This is a genomic window from Faecalibacterium sp. An121, from assembly GCF_002160915.1.
In the GTDB taxonomy this organism is placed as follows: Bacteria; Bacillota; Clostridia; order Oscillospirales; family Ruminococcaceae; genus Faecalibacterium; species Faecalibacterium avium.
On sequence record NZ_NFLM01000001.1, the window covers coordinates 256,094 to 277,439 of the forward strand.

The 21,346-nt window shown below is 62.0% G+C and carries 27 protein-coding genes; 19 read left to right on the forward strand and 8 right to left on the reverse strand.

Annotated elements, in window-relative coordinates; all coding sequences use genetic code 11:
- The first annotated feature begins 4 nt into the window (after positions 1 to 4).
- Entirely contained in the window at positions 5 to 703 is a 699-nt protein-coding gene (locus B5E66_RS01170) for a riboflavin kinase (RefSeq protein WP_158098297.1), read from the forward strand.
- 143 nt (positions 704 to 846) lie between these two features.
- Here B5E66_RS01170 and B5E66_RS01175 read toward each other — a convergent pair whose 3' ends face one another.
- From B5E66_RS01175 to B5E66_RS13045, 5 genes are all read right to left on the reverse strand, one after another.
- Positions 847 to 1,842: a C-GCAxxG-C-C family (seleno)protein gene (locus B5E66_RS01175; RefSeq protein WP_087228134.1), complete on the reverse strand. Its 996-nt coding sequence runs from the start codon at positions 1,840 to 1,842 to the stop codon at positions 847 to 849.
- A 210-nt stretch (positions 1,843 to 2,052) separates the two neighbouring features.
- Positions 2,053 to 3,288 (reverse strand): MFS transporter, encoded by a 1,236-nt coding sequence (locus B5E66_RS01180; protein ID WP_087228135.1) that lies wholly within the window; start codon positions 3,286 to 3,288, stop codon positions 2,053 to 2,055.
- A 110-nt stretch (positions 3,289 to 3,398) separates the two neighbouring features.
- Positions 3,399 to 3,752, reverse strand: a complete 354-nt coding sequence (locus B5E66_RS01185; RefSeq protein ID WP_143406910.1) for a hypothetical protein — start codon at positions 3,750 to 3,752, stop codon at positions 3,399 to 3,401.
- 78 nt (positions 3,753 to 3,830) lie between these two features.
- Positions 3,831 to 4,487 carry a TetR/AcrR family transcriptional regulator gene (locus B5E66_RS01190; protein WP_087228137.1) on the reverse strand — a complete coding sequence of 219 codons (657 nt, stop codon included), beginning with the start codon at positions 4,485 to 4,487 and terminating at the stop codon, positions 3,831 to 3,833.
- A gap of 82 nt (positions 4,488 to 4,569) precedes the next feature.
- Positions 4,570 to 4,719, reverse strand: coding sequence for a hypothetical protein (locus B5E66_RS13045; RefSeq protein ID WP_158098298.1), 150 nt, complete (start codon positions 4,717 to 4,719; stop codon positions 4,570 to 4,572).
- A gap of 230 nt (positions 4,720 to 4,949) precedes the next feature.
- Between B5E66_RS13045 and malQ the strand changes: the two genes are divergently transcribed.
- The 6 genes from malQ (at position 4,950) to B5E66_RS01220 (ending at position 8,537) form a co-directional block, all read left to right on the forward strand.
- On the forward strand, positions 4,950 to 6,557 hold the full coding sequence (gene malQ / locus B5E66_RS01195) for a 4-alpha-glucanotransferase (protein ID WP_087228138.1): 1,608 nt from the start codon (positions 4,950 to 4,952) through the stop codon (positions 6,555 to 6,557).
- A gap of 183 nt (positions 6,558 to 6,740) precedes the next feature.
- Positions 6,741 to 6,947: a helix-turn-helix transcriptional regulator gene (locus B5E66_RS01200; RefSeq protein WP_087228139.1), complete on the forward strand. Its 207-nt coding sequence runs from the start codon at positions 6,741 to 6,743 to the stop codon at positions 6,945 to 6,947.
- Complete coding sequence (locus B5E66_RS01205) at positions 6,944 to 7,366, forward strand: hypothetical protein (protein ID WP_087228140.1); 423 nt, start codon at positions 6,944 to 6,946, stop codon at positions 7,364 to 7,366. Before B5E66_RS01200 ends, B5E66_RS01205 begins: the two co-directional genes overlap by 4 nt.
- A gap of 14 nt (positions 7,367 to 7,380) precedes the next feature.
- Entirely contained in the window at positions 7,381 to 7,791 is a 411-nt protein-coding gene (locus B5E66_RS01210) for a DUF6442 family protein (protein WP_087228141.1), read from the forward strand.
- 190 nt (positions 7,792 to 7,981) lie between these two features.
- A complete protein-coding gene (locus B5E66_RS01215; RefSeq protein ID WP_087228142.1) occupies positions 7,982 to 8,356 on the forward strand; it encodes a DUF3796 domain-containing protein in 375 nt (124 codons plus the stop codon).
- Complete coding sequence (locus B5E66_RS01220) at positions 8,337 to 8,537, forward strand: helix-turn-helix transcriptional regulator (RefSeq protein ID WP_087228143.1); 201 nt, start codon at positions 8,337 to 8,339, stop codon at positions 8,535 to 8,537. The genes B5E66_RS01215 and B5E66_RS01220 overlap by 20 nt, the downstream gene beginning before the upstream one ends.
- Positions 8,538 to 8,636: 99 nt before the next feature.
- Here B5E66_RS01220 and B5E66_RS01225 read toward each other — a convergent pair whose 3' ends face one another.
- Positions 8,637 to 9,086 carry a GNAT family N-acetyltransferase gene (locus tag B5E66_RS01225; RefSeq protein WP_087228144.1) on the reverse strand — a complete coding sequence of 150 codons (450 nt, stop codon included), beginning with the start codon at positions 9,084 to 9,086 and terminating at the stop codon, positions 8,637 to 8,639.
- A 24-nt stretch (positions 9,087 to 9,110) separates the two neighbouring features.
- On the reverse strand, positions 9,111 to 10,679 hold the full coding sequence (locus tag B5E66_RS01230) for a peptide ABC transporter substrate-binding protein (RefSeq protein WP_242958052.1): 1,569 nt from the start codon (positions 10,677 to 10,679) through the stop codon (positions 9,111 to 9,113).
- Positions 10,680 to 10,969: 290 nt separating this feature from the next.
- Here B5E66_RS01230 and murD point away from each other — a divergent pair, with 290 nt between their 5' ends.
- From murD to B5E66_RS01260, 6 genes are all read left to right on the forward strand, one after another.
- Positions 10,970 to 12,379, forward strand: coding sequence for a UDP-N-acetylmuramoyl-L-alanine--D-glutamate ligase (gene murD / locus B5E66_RS01235; protein ID WP_087228146.1), 1,410 nt, complete (start codon positions 10,970 to 10,972; stop codon positions 12,377 to 12,379).
- The gene (locus B5E66_RS01240; protein WP_087228147.1) at positions 12,376 to 13,155 is read left to right on the forward strand and encodes a GNAT family N-acetyltransferase; all 780 of its coding nucleotides are present in this window, start codon (positions 12,376 to 12,378) and stop codon (positions 13,153 to 13,155) included. The genes murD and B5E66_RS01240 overlap by 4 nt, the downstream gene beginning before the upstream one ends.
- A gap of 15 nt (positions 13,156 to 13,170) precedes the next feature.
- Positions 13,171 to 14,430, forward strand: coding sequence for a methionine gamma-lyase family protein (locus B5E66_RS01245; protein WP_087228148.1), 1,260 nt, complete (start codon positions 13,171 to 13,173; stop codon positions 14,428 to 14,430).
- Between the two features lie 260 nt (positions 14,431 to 14,690).
- Positions 14,691 to 15,062 carry a hypothetical protein gene (locus B5E66_RS01250; protein WP_087228149.1) on the forward strand — a complete coding sequence of 124 codons (372 nt, stop codon included), beginning with the start codon at positions 14,691 to 14,693 and terminating at the stop codon, positions 15,060 to 15,062.
- A 44-nt stretch (positions 15,063 to 15,106) separates the two neighbouring features.
- Complete coding sequence (locus B5E66_RS01255) at positions 15,107 to 15,406, forward strand: hypothetical protein (RefSeq protein WP_087228150.1); 300 nt, start codon at positions 15,107 to 15,109, stop codon at positions 15,404 to 15,406.
- Positions 15,407 to 15,440: 34 nt separating this feature from the next.
- Positions 15,441 to 15,665 carry a hypothetical protein gene (locus B5E66_RS01260; RefSeq protein ID WP_087228151.1) on the forward strand — a complete coding sequence of 75 codons (225 nt, stop codon included), beginning with the start codon at positions 15,441 to 15,443 and terminating at the stop codon, positions 15,663 to 15,665.
- 57 nt (positions 15,666 to 15,722) lie between these two features.
- Here B5E66_RS01260 and B5E66_RS01265 read toward each other — a convergent pair whose 3' ends face one another.
- Positions 15,723 to 16,646 carry an AraC family transcriptional regulator gene (locus B5E66_RS01265; protein ID WP_087228152.1) on the reverse strand — a complete coding sequence of 308 codons (924 nt, stop codon included), beginning with the start codon at positions 16,644 to 16,646 and terminating at the stop codon, positions 15,723 to 15,725.
- A 152-nt stretch (positions 16,647 to 16,798) separates the two neighbouring features.
- On the opposite strand from B5E66_RS01265, the gene B5E66_RS01270 reads away from it, so the two are divergent.
- The 6 genes from B5E66_RS01270 (at position 16,799) to B5E66_RS01290 (ending at position 21,253) form a co-directional block, all read left to right on the forward strand.
- On the forward strand, positions 16,799 to 17,998 hold the full coding sequence (locus tag B5E66_RS01270) for an MFS transporter (protein ID WP_087228153.1): 1,200 nt from the start codon (positions 16,799 to 16,801) through the stop codon (positions 17,996 to 17,998).
- A 141-nt stretch (positions 17,999 to 18,139) separates the two neighbouring features.
- Positions 18,140 to 18,697: a TetR/AcrR family transcriptional regulator gene (locus B5E66_RS01275; RefSeq protein WP_087228154.1), complete on the forward strand. Its 558-nt coding sequence runs from the start codon at positions 18,140 to 18,142 to the stop codon at positions 18,695 to 18,697.
- A 100-nt stretch (positions 18,698 to 18,797) separates the two neighbouring features.
- Positions 18,798 to 19,475 carry a hypothetical protein gene (locus B5E66_RS01280; RefSeq protein WP_087228155.1) on the forward strand — a complete coding sequence of 226 codons (678 nt, stop codon included), beginning with the start codon at positions 18,798 to 18,800 and terminating at the stop codon, positions 19,473 to 19,475.
- A gap of 2 nt (positions 19,476 to 19,477) precedes the next feature.
- The gene (locus B5E66_RS01285) at positions 19,478 to 19,897 is read left to right on the forward strand and encodes a DUF2871 domain-containing protein (protein WP_087228156.1); all 420 of its coding nucleotides are present in this window, start codon (positions 19,478 to 19,480) and stop codon (positions 19,895 to 19,897) included.
- Positions 19,898 to 20,037: 140 nt separating this feature from the next.
- The gene (locus B5E66_RS13050; protein ID WP_158098299.1) at positions 20,038 to 20,208 is read left to right on the forward strand and encodes a hypothetical protein; all 171 of its coding nucleotides are present in this window, start codon (positions 20,038 to 20,040) and stop codon (positions 20,206 to 20,208) included.
- A gap of 94 nt (positions 20,209 to 20,302) precedes the next feature.
- Positions 20,303 to 21,253, forward strand: coding sequence for a GTP-binding protein (locus tag B5E66_RS01290; protein WP_087228157.1), 951 nt, complete (start codon positions 20,303 to 20,305; stop codon positions 21,251 to 21,253).
- The last annotated feature ends 93 nt before the right edge of the window (positions 21,254 to 21,346 follow it).

Sequence of the window (21,346 nt, forward strand, 5' to 3'; positions counted from 1 at the left end):
AGCCATGAAGGAAAAGAAAGATAGGGAAGCTGTTTATACGATAACAGGCGTCGTCGTGCACGGCAGGGGAATTGGAAAACACGTCGGCACGCCTACCGCCAACCTGCAAATGGAAGGGCACGATATCGCACTTGAAACTGGCGTATATGTGTCGAAAGTTTTTCTGAACTGCCATACATATTATGCCATTACCCATATCGGAACACGACCCACGCTTGACAACGACAAAAACATTTCGATCGAGACGCACATCTTGGATTTTGACAATGATATATACGGATGTGCTGTAACGGTCTGCCTGTATGAAAAACTGAGAGAAGTCAGAAAATTTGATGATTTATCTGCACTGATGGAACAAGTGCAAGAGGACCGATTCCTGGCAAGAAAATACTGGGGCTTGGACCAGACAAACTGCGCCTTATATATGGATGTGAAAAGACGTTGTGCCATGCTGGGCGGACAGGAAATATACCTGTCGGTCAATGAATTTGGGGTGCTTTATTTGCTGTATGCATTCCCTCAAACTACCTTTACAAAGGAGGAGATCTACCAAAAGATTTGGCGCGAACCTGCCAACGATCATTTGCACGCGGTAGAAAACACGATCTTCCAGATAAGGAAAAAATTGAAGCCATATGCCAAAGAACATGAATATATCAAAACAGTGATTGGGTATGGGTATAGATTCTATCCCGCTCAGTAAAACCGCCGCTCCGCTCACCCCTGTGCGCCGCCAAAACAAAATGCAGGGACCCCTTCACAAGCCTGTGCTGGGGTCTCTGCATTTTTGAGAAAGAAAAATCGATTCACGCCGTGGGTGCACGGCGGTAAAGCTGTGTCAGGAGATCAGGTGCCGATCTTGGAGAGGGCGTCGTTCACGGCCTCCATGATGCCCTTGCTGGAGAAGGTGGCGCCGGCGGCTGCATCGACTTCCGTGGACTGTGCCGCGATGATGGCGTCGGGGATGGTCTCGAAGGCGGGATCGGAAACACCTGCAGTCTCGCCATGGGACAGCACTTCGATCTTGCTGATCTGGTCGCCGTCCATGGTGACCTTGACGCGGATGGTGCCGCCAAAGCCTTCGCCCTCGCCAATGTATTCGTTGTCAGCCAGGGTCTCCTCGGGGGCGGGCTCTGCGGGAGCGGCTTCCATGTAACCAAAGTGGACGTTCAGCAGTTCGGCGGTCTTTTTGGCAACGTCGCCGCTGACGCCGCCGCAGCGGGCCAGTCTCCGCGGGTCGCTCATCTCGGTGATGCCGGCTGCGGCCATGAAAGCGGTGACGCTGTCGGCGCAGTTTACGGTCTTGGCGATGGTGGGAGTCTCCGCCGTGATCTCGGGCTGATAGATGGGCAGATTGGTGGAAGTGTACCAGTTGAACAGCTCCTTGGTGATGGCAGATGCGTCATCCGGGGCGCACATCAGGCCGATGATGGCGGCCGCGCCGCCCAGAGAACCGCACAGGGAGCTGGCGCCATAGCCGGTCTTGCCGTTGACAAACATTTCGGCGGGGATGGCGGTGTAGGGGAAGCCCACTTTTTCTTTCAGCTCGGTCAGCATGGCGTTGGTCACGGCGTAGCAGCAGCCGTTCTCATAGAAACTCTCGTAGGCGAGCTGCTCGACCCGGTCCAGGTCGAATTCACAAGAGGGATAGGGATGGGCAGGGATCTCGATTTCGGCGTCCGCAGCAGCCGCATCGGCAGCGGGCTGGGAAGAAGCCACCGATGCTGCGACCGAAGAACTGGAAGCTGTCTGCGAGCAGCCTGCGAGGCTGAGGAATGCCAGGCCGCTCAGGGACAAGCCGGTTTTCTTCAGGAACGTTCTGCGGGATTCCAGTTTTGACATGTATAAAACCTCCTTCTAGGCATCAAAACTTTTTAACTATATTGTACGCGTTTTGTGGCATTTGTCAACGATAACTTGACGCGCCGGAAAAAACAGCGCAGTCCCGCGCGATCTCTGCGGAGGATGAGCGGCGCGTTACAGCCCAAAGAGCCGCGCGGCGCCCGGCAGCGGCTGGACGGGAAAGCGGAGGCGGCTTTTGCTGTGGGAGGGTCAGTGCTCCAGCTGGCGGAAAAACCGGCTGAAAGCCAGTCCCAGCAGGCAGACCAGCAGACCGCTTGGCAGCAGCACCCAGTGGACGCTGTCCGAGAACCGGTCCAGCAGGCCCCCGTAGAGGATCTGTCCCAGAGGCTGGGCGCAGAGGGCCACGGTATAGACGCAGGACATCACTTTGCCCATCAGCTGCTCAGGGGTCCGGGACTGGATCAGGGTGATGGCATAGGTGGAAAAGATGCTGCCTCCCAGCTGGCAGGCGCAGAAAGCGGCCACCAGCACCAGATACCGTCCCAGACTGCCCAGAGGGAACAAAAAGGCGGCCCCGGCGGGCAGCAGGGGGAACCCCACCAGCAGGATCAGCAGGGTCAGGTGGCGGGGACGCATTTTGCCCGCCAGCAGGGTCACCAGCACGGCCCCCAAAACGGCGGCCACCCCCATGGCGCTCTCGGCTGCGCCGTAATGGTTGGCCGACAGACCCAGCACCGTCCGCACCAGGTAGGGGAAGCCTACCACCACCAGCCCGGTGATCAGCAGGTTGACCAGGGCGGCCAGCACCAGCATGCGCAGGGTGGCGGGCTGTTCCTGCCGCATGAACCGCAGGGTCAGGGCAAAGTCGTCCCGCACCACATCGGCCAGGCGGGATCTCGGGCCGGGCTGGCGGCGGGGCAGCCGGATGAAGCATTCCAGCAGCGCGGTGAGGAAAAAGCACCCGACGGTGGTATACAGCACCGGCCGCAGCCCGACGGCCGTGTAGAACAGGCTGCCCAGAAAGGGGGTCACCAGGGCGGTCAGAGAAGCCACCTGGCTGACCATGGCGTTGCCCCGCAGCACGTTCTCACCGGTGAGCATCTGCGGGACGCAGGCCTGTACAGTAGGGGACTCGAAGGCGGACAGGACCGACAGGGCCACCAGCAGCGCCCCGATCACCCCGATGCCCTGCCCCTGGCCGGGAAAGGCCAGAGCCGCCAGCAGCACCGACAGGCCGGACAGGCTGTCCAGGGCCACCATGATGGCGCGGCGGTCGGCGCGGTCGGCCAGGATGCCGCCAAAGGGGGTCAGCAGGATGGTGGGCAGCATGGCCGCCGCCATCAGCCCCGCAAACAGGGAGGCCGAACCAGTCTGCTCCAGCACATACATGGACAGGGCAAATTTCAGGGTGTAATTGCCCACCAGCGAGCTGACCTGCCCCAGGATCAGAAAGACAAAGTTGCGGTTGAACAGTTTTTCGCTCATGCCTTCTCCCTCCTTCGCAGCAGGAAACACAGCAGGGCCGCCCCCAGGACGGCTGCCCCCGCGGCAATGAGCCGGAGGGCGCGGCGGTCAAATGAATCGTTGTTCATGGTTCATACCTCCATAGATTCGATGGTGTGGATCAGATCCGCTGCGGCCAGCGCCGCAGGTACGGCAAAGAAAAACAGGCATCCCGCCAGCAGGGCCGGCCGCCCATAGGCCAGGGGGAGCAGCTGGCACAGCAGGCAGACCAGGACCACCGACGCCACGACGGCAGCGGCGCCCGAGCGACGGCGCAGGCCCACCCACACCGCAGGCACCGCCGTCAGGCCGGCCAAAAGGGAACAGCAGGCCAGCGCCAGCAGAGCCAGACCCAGGTCGCCGGCTGTGGGCGGGGCGGCGCAGATGGGAAAGAGGGCCGCCGTCCCAAAAAACACCCCCTGCACGGCCAGTCCGCTCACGAACATGGCTGCAGCCTTTTGAAACATACCGACCGAACGAATGTATACGGCTCCAAAAACAGCCCCCCGCAGGGGGCAGGATGGTCAGTTCTCGTAGATGGAGTCGGGGATCTGCTCAAAGTATTCGTCCACCACCCGCAGCATCTCCTCGTCAAAGAAGGGGACCCCCATTTTCTCCAGCATATCCCCCATAAACAGCATCTTGCGCTTGGCCTGCTCTTTGGTGGCGGGGAAAAGGGAGGGGATCAGCCACAGACTGCTGAGAATGGGCATCAGTTCAGCCAGCTCCCGGGGGTAGTCGGTGTGGATCGAGCCGTCCCGGTTGCCCTCCTCCAGGATGGCCTGGTAGTAGGGGGTCAGGATCTGCCGGTTGGATACGATCATATCCACCAGCAGTTCCGGGTTGGGGGCGATGGACAGCTGCTGGATGGTCAGATTGGTGCTGTCTGTATCCGACTGATGGGCGCGGGCCACCGCCCGCAGTTTTTGCAGGCCGTTCAGGTCGGTGCGGTCCTTCACCACGTCAAAGGGGTTGTTCTGATAAAACAGCCGGTCGCTCACCGCGCTCAGGATGGCTTCCTTGGACTTGAAGTGGTGGTACACCGCCCCTTTGGTCAGGCCGCCCAGCTGGTCCACGATATCCTGTATGGTGGTGTTGTCATAGCCTTTTTCCAAAAAGAGGCGCTGGGCCGTATCCAGGATCAGCTGCACCGTTTCTTCCGGGTATTTGTTCCGTGCCATAGACCGGCCTCCCTCTCAAAAACATTCTCTTGGTATGTATCCAGTATACAGGTGTGCGCGCCGTTTGTCAAGACCGTACGGTTCACAGGGGCAGCGTGAAGCCGTAATGGGTGCTGTGCATCCCTTCCCGCTGATAAAAGCGGTGGGCCCCGGCGCGGCGCTGGTTGGTGACCAGCTCGATCTGGGCGCATCCGGCCTGCCGTGCCAGGGCGCACGCCGGTACGGGCGTCAAGCGGCGAAACAATCCGAAAAACTTTTGAAGCGCGGAAGAATCGCCTCTGCAAAACCTATAAAAACACAGGACTCCATTTGGTAAAACTGCGGAATATACTCCAAAACAAGAAAAAGCTCTTGCAATTTATGACCGGTAGAGCTACAATGCAGATAATACCAATGTTTCGTAATGTTTCGTAAAGACGCAGGTGCAAGCGGAACATCCTGTTCGGCAGAATGGAGGAAGCCATGAACAAGCGTGCAAGCGGCATTTTGATGCCGGTCAGCAGCCTGCCCGGCCCTTATGGGATCGGCTGCTTTTCAAAAGAGGCCAGGGCCTTTGTAGACTGGCTGGCCGACGCGGGGCAGACCCTGTGGCAGATCCTGCCGCTGGGTCCCACCAGCTATGGGGACAGTCCCTATCAGTCTTTTTCCACCTTTGCGGGCAACCCCTATTTCATCGACCTGGAGACACTGATCCAGGAGGGGCTGCTGCGTGCCGGGGATTGTGCTGCCGCCGACCTGGGCAGCGATCCCACCGACATCGACTACGGCAAACTGTACCGCAACCGCTGGCCCTTGCTGCGGCAGGCCTTTGCGGCATGGCGTGCGGCGGGCGGCCCCGGGGAGGCGGAGTACCGGCAGTTTCTGGCAAAGAATGCGTCCTGGCTGGAGGACTATGCCCTCTTTATGGCCATCAAGGACCAGCAGGGGGGCGCTGCATGGGACCAGTGGCCCGACCCCTTGCGTCTGCGCCGGGCGGACGCCCTGGCCCGGGCCCGCAGCGAACTGGGGGAGGAAGTGGCCTTCCAGCAGTTTGTGCAGTATGAATTCGACCGCCAGTGGAGCCGGCTGAAAGAATACGCCAACAGCAAAGAGATCCGGATCATCGGGGACATCCCCATCTATGTGGCGTTCGATTCCGCCGATACCTGGGCCCGGCCTGAGCTGTTCCAGCTGGACAAGGACGGCCGCCCCACCGGCGTGGCAGGGGTGCCGCCGGATGGCTTCTCGGCCACCGGGCAGCTGTGGGGCAACCCCCTCTATGACTGGAAGGTACACCGGGCCGATGGGTACAGCTGGTGGATCCAGCGGCTGGCCGCCTGCTTTGAGCGGTACGATGTGGTGCGCATCGATCATTTCCGCGGCTTTGATGAGTATTTCCGGGTGCCGGCCGGCGCCCCTGACGCCAGGGACGGCCAGTGGATGCCCGGCCCCGGCAAAGAATTGTTTGACGCCGTGCGAAAGGCCCTGGGAGACCGCCCGGTCATTGCCGAGGATCTGGGCTATCTCACCGACACCGTCCGTCAGCTGGTGGCGGATTGCGGTTTCCCCGGCATGAAGGTGATGGAGTTCGCTTTTGACGCCCGGGATTCCAGCGGCGCAAACGAATATCTGCCCCACAACTACCCCGAGAACTGTGTGGTCTACACCGGGACCCACGACAACGAGACGGTGGCCGGCTGGTTCCAGACCGGCATCACCGATGCCGAGCGGGCGGCAGTCTGCCGCTATCTGCACCGGGCTCCGGATGCAGTGGAGCCTCTGCATCTGGACTTTGTCTGCACCGCCATGGCCTCGGTGGGGCGGTGGTGCATCATCCCCCTGCAGGATCACCTGGGGCTGGACAACCGCGCCCGGATCAATCGGCCCTCGACCCTGGGGTGCAACTGGCGCTGGCGTGTGGAAGCCGACGCTCTGACTCCCGAGCTGGCCGCCCGCATCCGCCGGATGTCCGAGACCTATGGGCGCGCCAAACCCATCCCCCAGCCGGAAGAGGAAGAGGAAGAGGATGCCGCCGCAGCCCCGGACCAGGCTGCGGCCGGAAAAAGCGATGCAGAGAAATCTTTGAGATAAAGGAACGGGCAGGCGCAGGGATAAGAAAGGAAATGGACCCGCAGCAGGGCGGCACAGTACAACGCTGTGCCGCTCTGCTGCTTTTTTGCGGAAAAATGGAAAGGACGCTTGACATTTGGCTGGAATCTGCTATACTGGGATTACGGAAAGCGAACTTTCCATCCGACCGGAAGGAGGTGCTGGATGAAAAACCGTCTTGAAGAACTGCGCAAAGCCCGGGGCATCAAGCAGGAAGAGCTGGCCAGTGCGCTGGAGGTATCCCGCCAGACCATCGGCTCGCTGGAAAACGGGCGCTATAATCCGTCCATCCTGCTGGCTTTCCGGATCGCGCGGTATTTTGGATTGACCATCGAAGATATCTTCATCTATGAAGAGGAGGAAAAGCCATGAAAGAAAAACTGCCCTTTCTCATTTACATGGCCGTGGGCGCGGTGCTGATGGCGGTCAGCCTGGCGATCCGCTCCGACTATTACAGAAATCTGGTCTTTTGGATGGGCTTTGGCACCCTTGTGGCCGAGGGGGTGCACCTGGCCCGGCAGATGTGGTGGCAGGCTCCGTCCCGCCAGGCGGCCTACCAGGCCAAAAGGCGGCAGGACCACATCGACGCAGTGGACGAGCGCAAGCAGATGCTGCGGATGCGGGCAGGGTGGCTGTGCAATGCGGTCATGTTCTTTGTGCTGCTGTTCCTGGGACTGCTGCTGGCGCTGCTGCAGGCACAGGCCTGGGTGATCGCTATGGTGTTTGCCCTGCTTGTGTTCCAATACATCTTGGGCATTCTCATCTATCGCAATTTTGAAAAGAAACTGTAAGGGAGGACAAGACGATGAAGAACTATCGCGATCCGCTGCTGGCTGCCCTGGGGGTGCTGCTGGTGCTGGCAGGGCTGTGGCAGGTCAGAGCCGGCGGCAGCGTCCTGGGTTATGTCTGCATTGGGCTGGGCTGCGGGCTGTTCGGCCATGGCACAGGGGAGCTGGTGGCCCGCTGGTCGATGCGAAACGACCCCGCCCTGCAAAAGGAACAGGAGATCCTCCGCCGGGATGAACGGAACGTGGCCATTGCAGACCATGCCAAGGGCCGTGCGTTCGATCTGATGACCTTTGTTTTTGGGGCGCTGATGGTGTCTTTCGCCCTGATGGAGGTGGATCTGGCTGCTTTGCTGCTGCTGGTGTTTGCCTACCTGTTTGTAGAGGGATACGCCGTCTATTGCCGCTGCAAATACGAAAAAGAGATGTGAGCGGCCGGACCCAAAAGCGCCCCTTCCTTCTGCGCGGGCAGAGGGGAGGGGCGTTTTGCTCTGCCGCCGGGGCAGAATGCTGCAAAAGAAAGAAGCGTTCCTGTGCACAACGCCCATTGACGGCTTGCCGAATATGTGGTATATTTTTAACATAAAGTTAGAAATACACCACATAACAAAGGAGGCGCCTATGCGTTCAAGGTATTATATGGAGGGCTTGCTGGGGCTGCTGTCCCTGCTGGGCTTTGTAGGCATTTTCACGGATGAAAAATACTTTTTGTCCTTTTTTGCCTTCGCGGTGGACTTCGAATACTTCTTCATCCAGACCGACGAGATGATGGACCGCTACATGGACAAGGCTGCCGCCCGTGCATTCTACTGCGATATGTTCGCCACAGGCGTGGTGACCGCCGGCTGTATCCTGTTTGGGCACAGCCTGCAGCAGGCCATGCTGTATGGCGTCTGCACGGGGTGGGGCCTGGCGGTGGCGGTGCAGGCACTGCTGGTGGCGTATTACCGCACCAGAGAGAGTTTGGGGGCAGGGCATGATCCACAACAGAATTAAGGAATACCGCGCCCGCCGCAACATGAAGCAGGAGGAGCTGGCGCAGCTGGTCGGAGTGCGGCGGGAGACCATCGGCAACCTGGAAAAGGGCCGCTACAACCCCTCGCTGGTGCTGGCCTGGAACATCGCCAAAGTGTTTGAGGTGCCCATCGAGGAGATCTTTACGGTGGAGGACGACTGAGACCGGACCGAAAAGGGAGACGGAAAATGGCTTACTCTATCTAAGAGCTGACGGCTGCAAAAAACCGGCCCCGTACATTTTAACACAGGGCCGGTTTTGTCATCGGATCCGGCGGGTGTACATCCGGGTGGGGAGGCCGTCATCTCCCTGCACCATGCATAGGTAGTTCCAGCCGTACCGTTCATAAAAGAATGTATGGTCGGTGACGAGATAAAGGGTATCGATCCCAAGGGCGGCCATCTCGGCGCAGACCATCAGCAGCAGACGGCCTGCCAGGCCCTGCCCGCGGAAAGGCTCCTCCACATACAGGGCGCAGACATTGGGGGACAGATCTTTGCGGTCGTGGAAGTCGTTTTCGATGACGCCTACCCCGCCGGCGATCTGACCGTTTTCCCGCGCCAGATACCACTGCGGGACGGCGTCCCTGCCTTGCAGGCAGGCGTCGATGCTCTGCCGGTAATCTTCTGCGAGTACGCCCCATTTTTGATGGAACCACTCGGCGGCCTGCGCGGCCAGCTCCGGGTGCAGACGCAGGGGAAGGATCTCCATATACGCTCTCCTTTTTATAACAGGTCAGTTCTTGACAGTCCAGGTCAGGTCCAGCACCGGGCCATAGGGATCAAAGACCAGGCCTTCCACACCGTCGGCCAGAAGCAGCCGCTTCTGCTGGGCGAACAGGGGCAGGACCAGCCCTTCGGCCAGCAGCTGCCGCTCACACTGAGCCAGCAGCTGGCAGCGGACGGTGCTGTTGGCGGCGGTGGTGCTCTGGGTCAGCAGGGTCTCGTAGCCCACGTCGTCGTAGCGGCACAGGCCGTCGGGGCCAAAGCTGCGCAGCAGGGTATATACGCTGCCGTCGGTGCAGGTGACCGGAGCAATGGCAATGGTGTACTCGCCGTCCGCCATCCGGGCGTCAAACGTTTCATCGGGCACCTCCTCGATGGAGAAGAAAAGGGACAATTCCCGCTGCCAGACGCTGTTGATGGATTCCACCGCCTGGGTCAGGCCGGCGCTCTCGGGCACCAGGATGGTAATGCCCATCAGGTCGCTGCTGGTGACGGTCTGGCGGGCGCCCCGGTAGAGGACGTAGGCGTTGCCCAGATCCGGGGCGGGATCGCCGGCGGTCTGACGGTAGTCCACGCTGCCCACCGACAGCCCCTCGGGCACGAGGCCGGAAGCGGGCTGGTAGATGCTGGTGTCCACCGTCAGGGAAGCCGCCTGCCGGGCCGCCGAGACCAGAGCCTGCCGCAGCAGCGTGTTGGACAAGGCGGGATGCTGGCTGTTGAACAGCATACACCAGGTGGTGTCGGAATAGCGGACCGAGCGCAGGCTGGTGGGAGTGCTGGTGTCATCCAGGGCGGCCGTGCAGCGCTCGTTGAGGATCAGGTCCTGGGCGGACTGGACCGGACCGGTGTTCTGCACCAGGCGCAGCGAGTCGATCAGGCCGCCGCTGACGTCCCGGCGCAGGAACAGGCCGCCGGACGTCCAGTTGTACAGATAAAAGCTGCCGCTGGAAAGGGTGGTGTCGCTGGTCAGGCCATAGCTGCCCCCGGTGCTGAGAAAAAACTCCTCGTCACAGGGCATGGCGCCGGGCAGCGCCAGCTTGTTAACAAAGTTGTCGTCCGGCTCGGTGAGGGTGAACACCACCGTCAGGGAGTCGGCGGCCTCCACCCCGATGTCGCTGGGGTCGGCCAGGCCGGCCAGAGCAGCGCTGCCCCCTTGGATGGCCGAAAACTCCACCGCATAAGGGGAGCGGGTCTCGGGGGAGAAGATGCGCTGGAAGGCGTAGACAAAGTCCTCCGCCGTGATGGCGTAGCTGGTGGCCTCCCCGCGTGTGGCCTTGTAGGTCAGCCCTTCTTTCAGACGGAAGGTGTAGACCAGCCCGTCGGAGGAAACGCTCCAGCTCTCGCACAGATCGTTCTGGGGATCGCCCTCGGCGTCCAGGCGGACCAGGCCGCCGCAGAGGTTGGTGCAGGCAATGACGTCCGATACGGCCGAAGCTACCTGGGGGTCCAGGTTGGTGGGCAGCTCCTCCACAAACCAGGTGAAGCTGTTGACGCCGGACCCCTGGGTGCAGCCCGCCAGGGGCAGCAGCAGGGCGGCTGCCAGTACGGCCGCCGTCAGCCGAACAAGAAAACGTTTCAAGGTGCAGTTCCTTTCTATCGTGACCGGCGCAGCGGGCCGCCGCGCCGGGATCCTGTATAGCATGATTTATAGATATGTCATCAGAAAAAGATCCATGCCGCGCAGCCTTGTGCAGACGAGCGGACGGCCGGAACAAGTCAAGTGTAGCAGAAAGGCCGCGAAAAAACAACAGGGATTTGCGCTCTGTTTTGGGATTTTCGTTGCCAACGGCAGCCAAAAGGGCTATAATAGACCTTGTGTCTGAATCAACCGGCAGTTTGGGGCGCCACGCCCCGGGGGAGGTTTTTGTTATGCAGAAGGAACAGCAGCAGCTTGCTGCGCTGGTGCGCGGCAAAAAGGTGGCTTTCATCGGCGCGGGGGTCAGCCATAAGACCCTGATCGAGGAGTTTGTGGGTCTGGGGGCAGAAGTGACCCTCTGCGACCGGAAAAAGTCGGTGGAGGAGTTCGGCGCGTATGCCGATACCATCCGGCGCCTGGGCATCCGGCTGAGCCTGGGGGAGAACTACATGGACGGGTTCAAGGGGCAGGACATCATCCTGCGCACCCCCGGCTTTGAGTTCTATCAGAAACCCCTGCAGGACGCCATTGCCGCCGGCACCATGGTGACCAGTGAGGTGGAGCTCTTTTTCGACTTTTGCCCCTGCGAGATCGTGGCGGTGACCGGCTCGGACGGCAAGACCACCACCACCACCCTCATCAGCGAGTTTTTCAAGGCGGCCGGGCGCACCGTGCATCTGGGCGGCAACATCGGGGCGGCGCTGCTGCCCATGCTGCCCCAGGTGGCCCCGGAAGATGTGGCCGTGGTGGAGCTGTCCAGCTTCCAGCTGATCAGTATGCGCAAGAGCCCCAAAGTGGCGGTGGTCACCAATGTGACCCCCAACCACCTGGACCACCACAAGGATATGCAGGAGTACATCGACGCCAAGCGGAACATCCTGCTGTACCAGCAGCCTCCCTGCCGGGCCGTGCTGGGGTATGAGAACGACATCACCCGGGCCATGCAGGCCGACTGCAAGGGGGAACAGGTGTGGTTCACCCGCCTGCATGAGACCGACAACGGCGCGTTCCTGCGGGAGGACGGGATGCTCTGCATGGCCGAGCACGGGACGGTGACTCCCTTCCTGGCGCAGAAGGACGTCAAGCTGCGGGGCCTGCACAACATTGAAAACCTGCTGGCCGCCGCTGCGGCGGTCTGGGGCCGGGTGCCGGTCGAGGCTATCCAGAAGGTGGGCAGCACCTTCACCGGGGTGGAACACCGCATTGAGCCGGTGCGCACCCTGGACGGGGTCACCTATTACAACGACTCCATCGCCACCAGCCCCACCCGCACCATCGCGGGCCTGCGCAGCTTTGCGCAGAAGATCATCCTGATCGCGGGCGGCTACGACAAAAAGATCCCCTATCAGCCCCTGGCCCCCGAGATCCTGGCCCATGTCAAGGTGCTGGTGCTGATGGGCGCCACCGGTCCCCGGATCGAGGAGGCGGTGCGGCAGCAGCCCGGCTTTGAGGACAGCGGTCTGGTGATCCTCCATGCCGGGGATATGCAGGAAGCGGTGGCCCTGGCGCGCAGCGCAGCCCGCCCCGGGGATGTGGTCAGCCTGTCCCCGGCCAGCGCCTCTTTTGATGTGTACCCCAATTTCGAGGTGCGGGGCCGTCACTACAAGCAGATCGTCAACAGCCTGCCGGAGCAGGCGGAATGATCGCGGCCGTTGCCACTGCAGCCCAGCGGCAGGCCTTTTTGGAGGCGGCCCGCAGGGACCCCATGCTGCGCGCGGTGCTGGGGCGGGATCTGACCCTGTGGGCGGGCAACAGCGGCGCGCCGGTGCAGCTGTATCTGGCCGGCGGCGCAGCCCTCTCTCTGTCGGACGGCTGTGCATGGATGTCGGGCCTGCCCGATGACCCCGAGGAACTGCACAGCTTTTTGCGGTTTGCCGGGGTGGGCTGCCTGCAGACCCCGGCCGACCTGCGAGGCTGGCCCGGCCTGCGCCCCGGTGTCCAGGATACGGGGCTGACGCTGCCGCCGGGCGGCGCCCTGCCCCAGCCGCCTTTGCCGGAGGGCTTCGTTCCGGACCGGGAGGTCGGGGTAGGGGAGGCCGCCGGGCTGCTGTTTCCCACCCATTCGGGCTACCGCGACGGCTTTTATTCCCGCACCTGCACCACCGTCAACCACGGTCTGGCGCGTCTGTGGGGCCTGCGGGACCGGCAGGGCCGGCTGCGGGCCACCATGGGCGCCGATGCGCTGTTTGAAGGCCAGGCTTACCTCTCTTTGCTGCACACCGACCCGGCCTGCCGCGGCCAGGGCCTGGGCGGGTGGCTGGTGGTGGCCATGGCCAACGCCCTGTCGGCCGAGGGCTGGCAGTGCGTTTTTTACAGCGAACCCCGCAACCGGGCCTTTTACCGCAGGCTGGGCTTTGCCGAGGCCGCCCCGCTGTATGCCTACCAGGTGGGGGACACGATACAGAATCAGGAAGGATAAGGATAGATACGACCCATGATCGAACGTTTTTTTGACTATAAACCCGAGGTGCTGGTTCTGGACCAGAAGGCCATGGAGCTGTGCGCCCCCTATTTCCGCCAGGCGGAGGAGATCCGCGACTACAACCAGCTCAAGATGCTGCGCGCCTTTGCGGACAACCAGATGTCGGCCACCGATATGCTGGGTACCACCGGCTACGGCCTGTGGGATACCGGCCGGGCCAAGCTGGAGCAGATCTTTGCTCAGGCCATGGGCTGTGAGGATGCTTTGGTGCGCAGCCAATTCATGAGCGGCACCCATACCCTGGCGGTGGCCCTCTTTGGACTGCTGCGCACCGGCGACACCCTGCTGGCCGCTACCGGCCGGCCCTACGACACTCTGGAGGGTGTGATCGGCATAGACGGCAAGGGCAAGGGGACCGGCACCCTGACCGACTACGGCATCCGCTACGAGGAGGTGCCTCTGGGGGCGGATTTTGTTCCCGACTACCAGGCCATTGCGGCGGCGGCTCCCCGGGCCAAGGTCTGCCATATCCAGCGCAGCCGGGGCTATATGCAGCGCAACGCGTTTGACCTGGAGACCATCCGCAAAGTGGCCCGGGTGGCCAAGGAGGCCAACCCTTCGATCATCGTCTTTGTGGACAACTGCTATGGCGAGTTCACCCAGACCCAGGAGCCCTGCCAGGTGGGGGCGGACCTGATCGCGGGCAGCCTGATCAAAAATCCCGGCGGCGGGATCGCCCCCACCGGCGGCTACATCGCAGGTCGGCGGGATCTGGTGGAGCAGTGTGCCTACCGCCTGAACGCGCCCGGCCTGGGCAAAGAGCTGGGCTGTACCCTGGACGCGCCCCGGGAGATGTACATGGGCTTCTACTATGCGCCGGGGGTGGTGTGCGAGGCCATCAAGACCACCATATACGCCCAGTGCCTGCTGGAGCTGGTGGGCAAAAAGCCGGTGCCCCGCTACTGCGACAGCCACAACGACATCGTTACCTGCTTTGACGCGGGCACCGCCGAGGCACTGGTGGGCTTCTGCCGGGGGATCCAGGCGGCCAGCCCGGTGGACAGCTATGCCGCCCCCGAACCCTGCCCTGAGCCGGGCTACACCGACGAGGTCATCATGGCCAGCGGCAGCTTCACCCAGGGCAGTACCATTGAGCTGAGCTGCGACGGCCCCATGCGGGCCCCCTATACCTGCTATCTGCAGGGCGGGCTGAACTTTGCGGCCAGCCGCGCCGGGGTGCTGCTGGCGGTGCAGAACGCCTATTTTGCCTAAGGTGTATCGGAAAACCCCACGCTGTTCTATTCTGCCAAAAAGTACCACCTGCATCGAAAAGACCTGCCGTCAGCGTGTCGCTTTTGCGACACGCTTTTTGTGTGCCGGGCGAAAAATAAACAGAAGCGGGATACAATTCTAACCAAACGGAAACAAAACAGGTGTACAATGCTCCCGCAATGCAGGACAGGCGGGATCGCCCCGGACAAAATGCAAAGCAGAACATCGATCGCAGAACATGGACAGGAGGTTATAGTGTTATGAAAAAAAGCAGTTTTATCACCCTTATCCTGGGCACGGTCAGCGGCGTGCTGTTCGCCCTTGGAATGTGCATGGCCCTGATTCCGGAATGGAACGCATTCCGGCCGGGCGTGGTATTCGGATGCCTGGGCGCCGTGATGGCCCTGGTCACCTTCATCCTCTGGCGCCGTATGGAGCACAAAGCGCCCATCCAGGTATCGGGCAAGATGATACTGAGCATTGCGGTGGGCATTCTGGGCGCCCTGATGCTGGGCGTGGGAATGTGCTTCTCCATGGTGTGGGGCAGACTGGTGGCCGGCATTGTGATCGGCCTGCTGGGCATTGTGATTTTGCTGTGCCTCATCCCGCTGACCCGCGGCCTGGAAGACTGAACCGATCCATTTATTAAGAAAGACAGACGAAAAGGAGAATCGCCATGAAAACCAATGATACCATCAGGCTGCCCGCCAACTGCACCGCCCTGACCAGTCAGGAACAACGGGAGGCCACCGGCGGCGCGTCCGCCGAGACGGTCGTCAAGGCCGTGGTGGCCCTGGGCGTATCGGGCGCGCTGCTGTGCGTAGCCGGCGTGGCAGCCGGCAGCGTCCTGGGACTGTTCAGGGGCCAGGGCGGCTTGGGGGCGGCCATCCAGGATTCGATGGACCGGGGCAGAGCTTTCATCGACGGGGCGCTGGAGGCAGGCCGCAGCCTGCTGGATCAGCTGCTGCCCTGGTAAGGCAACGAACGGCGCAGAAAGGACACGGAACAGGATGGCAAAATCAAAGCTGGTCAAAGCCAATGAGAAGATCGCCCGGCAGGTGACAGGGGCGTTTGACAAGATCGAAAACGCTGTGGTGGGCGGTTACACTAAAATCGAGGATGCTTTTGTGGACCAGTACCTGACCCAAGACGGGGAGACGGTGGCCCAGGCCAAAGAACGGCTCCGGCAGGAACAGGTCCGGCGGGAACAGGAAGCCCGGGACGCCCACAGGTAAATCCATAAAAAACGGCAGAGCACACCTGTACAAAGGCGCTCTGCCGTTTTATTTTTGTCATGGCTGCTGGCGGGCGGCCCCCCGCAGGCGGTATTCCCGGGGGGTGCAGCGGTAAAACCGCCGGAACTGCTGGGAGAAATTGCTGGGGCTGTCAAAGCCGCAGGCCGCGGCCACCTGCGCGATGCTCTCGTCGGGGCGGGCCAGCAGGATGTCGGCCCCCTGCATGATGCGGTATTTCAGCAGGTACTGCATGGGCGGGATGTGGATGGTCTTCTGGAAGCAGCGCAGGCATTCCCGCTCGCCGATGCCGGCAGCCCGGGCGATGTCCGCCAGGGTCAGCCCATGGGAAAAGTTCTCCTGGATGCAGGTGAGCATCTGCTGCATCCGCACTTCATCCAGGTTGGAGCGGAGCGGCCCCGCCTGCTGGAAATCGGAGGCATAGTGGCGGTACAGGGCCATGCAGACCGCCGACAGCTTGTCCCGCACCACAAATTCATAGCCGGGGCGCTCGGCGGCCAGGGCGTTGCAGGCCTCCCGGAACGCCTGGATGGCACCGGCGTCGGCCTCCCGGTCCAGTTTGAAGGCCCGGAAGGCGTAGCAGTCCAGCAGGGGAAGGATGTACTTTTTGGCAAAGACGGTGTCCTTGCCACCGGTGATCAGATCGGCGCTGAACACCGCCGAACGGATCTCACAGAAAGTGCTGGTGTTGGCGCTGTGCAGGACCCCTCCGTTGAAGGCGATGCAGTCCCCCTCGGCCAGCTCGTACCGGACCCCCGGCGTCTCGGCGGTCAGCTGGCCCGAAAGGATGTAGATGACCTCCAGATCGTCGTGCCAGTGCCAGGGCAGCGCGTGGTCGGGGTCGGGGGAATAACACTCGGCATAGCCTGCGCAGGGGAAATCCAGGGTGCCGTGGGGCTGCAGCTCCCGGCGCTGGGGGGTGATGTTCAGATCGGGGTTGATCCCGCAGACTTTCAGACCCATAGTCGGCCTCCTTTTTGTCGTTTCTTTTATAGTATACGGCGTTTTATGGATTGAATCAAGAGGAACTTGGCGGTATTCTAGATACGCTTGGAAACCCTGTCCGGCCGCGCAGGCCACGGGGCGCGCAGGAAAGAACATCAGGAGGAAACACTATGGTACATTTGTTGCTTGGGGTCATCTATTTGGCCTTCATCAGTCTGGGTCTGCCCGACTCGCTGCTGGGTTCGGCCTGGCCGTCCATCTATGGGGAGCTGGGGGTGCCGGTCTCGTTTGCAGGGGTGATCTCGATGATCATTTCGGCGGGTACCATCGTCTCCAGCCTGGGCAGCGACCGTCTGACCCGGGCCCTGGGCCCCGGCCGGGTGACGGCCTGCAGTGTGGCTTTGACGGCGGCGGCCCTGTTTGGATTTTCCACCTCCACGTCCTTCTGGATGCTGTGCCTGTGGGCGGTGCCCTATGGCCTGGGCGCCGGCAGTGTGGATGCGGCCCTGAACAACTATGTGGCGATCCACTATGCCAGCCGGCACATGAGCTGGCTGCACTGCATGTGGGGCGTGGGCACCCTGGTGGGCCCCAACCTGATCAGCTACGCCCTGTCCGGCGGACAGGGCTGGCAGATGGGCTACCGGTACATCTCCCTGCTGCAGGTAGTGCTGACCGCTGTCCTGATCTTCAGCCTGCCTTTGTGGAAGCGCCAGCCCGGCGCCGCCGGCCAGCAGGAGGACGGCCAGGCCCGCGAGGCGCTGTCCCTGGGTCAGACTCTGCGCATCCCCGGCGCCAAAAACGCCATGGTAGCCTTCTTCTGCTACTGCGCCGTTGAGCAGACCGCCGGACTGTGGGCGGGCAGCTACCTGGTGCTGCACAGCGGCCTTTCGGCTGAGCGGGCGGCCCAGCTGGTCAGCCTGTTCTACATCGGCATCACGGTGGGCCGGGCGGCCTGCGGCTTTATCACCACTGCCCTTGGGGATGTACGGATGGTGCGCCTGGGGCAGGGGATCATCCTGGCGGGGGCGGCTGCCATGCTGCTGCCCTCGGGCTGGGCGGCCCAGGCGGGCCTTGTCCTGATCGGTCTGGGCTGCGCCCCCATCTACCCCAGCATGATCCATGCCACCCCGGCCCGGTTTGGGGCTTCCCGCTCCCAGGCGGTGATCGGCCTGCAGATGGCCAGCGCCTATGTGGGTACCTGCCTGATGCCGCCCCTTTTTGGCCTGATCGCCCAAAACATCACCATCAGCCTGATGCCGCTGTACCTGCTGGCCATCCTGGTGCTGATGACCGTGATGAACGAGGGCGCCAACCGGGCGGCCAGCCGCCAGTCGGTCCTGCGGGCCGCACGGCAGCGCGCATCCTGAAAAGAGAGATTCAGCCGCAAGCAGCAGATGGGGCCTGCCCCTCTGCTGCTTTTTTGTGCAGCGGAAGGTTTTCCGCCCCCTTGACAGAAGCGCGGCGGGATGCTATACTGAACATCGTTCAGTTTGAGGTGGTGAGACAGTATGAATACCGTGGTGACATCCAGAGAGGACATTTTGCAGCACAGCCGCCAGCTGATCCAGCGGCAGGGCTGGGGTGCGGTGAGCATCCGCACGGTGGCCCAGGCCTGCGGGGTGTCGGTGGGATCGATCTACAATTATTTCGGTTCCAAGGCCGAGCTGGTGGGCGCCGTGGTGGAAAGCGTATGGCAGGAGATCTTCCAGCTGCCCCAGGGGACAGAGGGCTTTGCAGATACGGCGGCCTGCGTGTCCTGGCTGTATGGGCGGATGGAGTACGGGAGCAGGGCCTATCCGGGCTTTTTTACCCTCCACGCCCTGCGCTTTACCGGCGACGAAAAGCAGGACGGGCGGCGCCGGATGCAGCGGGCCTGGCAGCAGCTGCTGGACGCCCTGTGCGCCGTGCTGCGGCAGGACCCCCGGGTGCGTCCCGGCGCGTTTGACAGCCGCTTCACGCCGGAACGGTTCGCGGACGTGCTGTTTTCTCTGATGCTCTCGGCCATGCTGCGGCAGGACTTCGACTATGCCCCGGCGCTGGAGATCATCCGCCGCACCCTCTACTGAGGCGCCGCCGCAAGGCGGCTTTTTTGCCCATGAACTTGAACACTGTTCATAACAGGGCCGGGCGGAAAAGCCCGGCGGGAGAACCAGGGAGGCTGATACAATGCAGGCTGTTATGGAAACGCTTTTTGACGCGGTCTATTTGATCTCGGTCATCACCATCGGGGTGCTGATGATCCGGCAGAGCAGGCCGGGCAGCCAATACCGGCTGTTCGGCTGGATGGCGGTGGTTCTGGGGGCGGGGGATTCGTTCCACCTGGTGCCCCGGGCGGTGGCCCTGTGCACCACCGGGCTGGAACATTACACGGCAGCCCTGGGGGCGGGCAAGTGGATCACATCCATCACCATGACGGTATTCTATCTGCTGCTGTACCATGTGTGGCGCAAGCGCTACCAGATCGCCGGCCGGCGCGGCCTGACCGCTGCGGTGTACGGGCTGGCCGGGCTGCGGGTGCTGCTGTGCATGATGCCCCAAAACCAGTGGCTGCGCGCGGACGCGCCCCTCAGCTGGGGCATTGCCCGCAACGTCCCCTTTGCGGCGCTGGGGCTGGTGATCATCTGCCTGTTTTACCGCAGTGCCAAACAGCACAAGGACCGCGCCTTCCGCTGGATGTGGCTGACCATCGTGCTGAGCTTTGGCTTTTATATCCCGGTGGTGTTGTGGGCTGACGCCGTGCCCATGATTGGGATGCTGATGATCCCCAAGACCTGCGCCTATGTGTGGACGGTGCTGATCGGCTACTTCGCAATGAAACAGGAACAGAAAGGAAAGGAGAACTGACCATGAAACGCTACATCCATACCGCCCTTCTCTATGCCGTGCTGGCCATGGCGGGAGGGGTGTTTTACCGGGAGTTCACCCGGTTCACCGGCTACACCGGAAAGACGGCCCTCTCTGTGGTGCATACCCACTATTTTCTGCTGGGTATGGTGTTCTTCCTGCTGCTTCTCCTACTGGAAAAGAGCTTCCGCTTCACCACCCACAAGACCGGGCCGGTGCTGGCTGTCTACCACGCGGGGCTGAACCTGACCGCCCTGATGCTGGCGGTCCGCGGGGTGGTGCAGGTGCTGGGCAGCCCTCTGTCCTCCGGGCTGGATGCAGCCATCTCGGGCATTGCGGGGATCGGCCACATCCTGCTGGGGGTCAGCCTGGTGCTTGTGCTGCTGCAGATCAGGCACAGCGTCATCGAAACGCGGGTATAACAAAACCAAGGCGGCAGGCCGCCCGGCAGCTGGTATGCGCCAGCCCGGGCGGCCTGCTGTTTTTTTGAAGCTATTTTACAAGACTGCCGGCCCGTGGTATGGTATAATACCGGTAGGACAGACGGCGAGGGGGCGGACAGATGAAGCAGGGGACGCGCCGAGTGGTCTACGATGGCCAGCTGCGTCTGGTGGCTTCTGTTCTGATTCTGGGGGAACCTTTTACCTGGCGCACCGGGGTGGGTACGGCTCTCACTTTGGCGGGACTGCTTTTGTCCCAGCGCAAGGCCGGGATGGAAAAAAGAGAAGTCTGAAAGCGCTTGCTCCTTGGTTGCGTTCTGCGGGGAACGTGCTATAATAATAAGGCAGGACAAACCCATAAAAATGATTGCCAGGAGAGGCTTTTCTATGATAAAAATCGATTTGATCACCGGCTTTCTGGGGGCGGGGAAGACCACCTTCATCCAGAAATATGCCCGCTGGCTGATGGACCAGGGGCAGAAGATCGGCATTTTGGAAAACGACTATGGCGCGGTGAATGTGGATATGATGCTGCTGCAGGGGCTGGAAGGCCCCCAGTGCGACCTGGAGATGATCTCGGGCGGGTGTTGCGCCGACTGCCATAAGCGGCGGTTCCGCACCAAGCTGATCGCCATGGGGATGCTGGGCTATGACCGGGTGTTGGTGGAGCCGTCGGGCATCTATGACGTGGATGAGTTCTTTGACGCCCTCTGTGAATCCCCGGTGGACCGCTGGTATGAGCCGGGCAGCGTGATCACCATTCTGGACGCCTGCCTGGAGGAGGACCTGTCCGGAGAGGCGGAATACCTGCTGGCCAGCGAGGCTGCCAGCGCCGGCTGCGTCGTGCTGAGCCGGACCCAGGAGGCCGGCGCCGGGCGGGCCGCCGCCACGGTGGCCCATCTGGACCGGGCACTGGAAGCGGCGGGATGCAGCCGCCGGTTTTCCGGCGGGGAGGACGTTTTGGCCAAAAACTGGGATGAGCTCACCGACCGGGACTTTGCCCGCCTGGCGGCCTGCGGCTGGAAGCAGGCCACCTGCCCCAAACGCACGCTGGAAACGGCGGGGGGCTTCGAGTCGGCCTATTTCCTCCATGTGGACCTGCCGGCCCCGACGCTGCGCCAGCGGGTGAAGGATCTGTGGTCGGACGCGGCCTGCGGCAGGATCTTCCGGGTCAAGGGCTTCCTGCCAGCAGAGGACGGGTGGCTGGAGCTGAACGCCACCCCGGACAGTCTGACCCTCCGGCCCATCTCCCAGGGACAGGAGGTCATCATCGTCATCGGGGAGGGGCTGGACCGGCAGCGCATCGCAGATCATTTGGGGGCGGAACTGCCCGCCTGATGGATACAAGTTGACATTTCCCTTTGTGTGTGGTATAATGACCTCAATTTGTACAGAAAGGGAGGTGCAACAGCTCGATGGAAGACAGTTCGG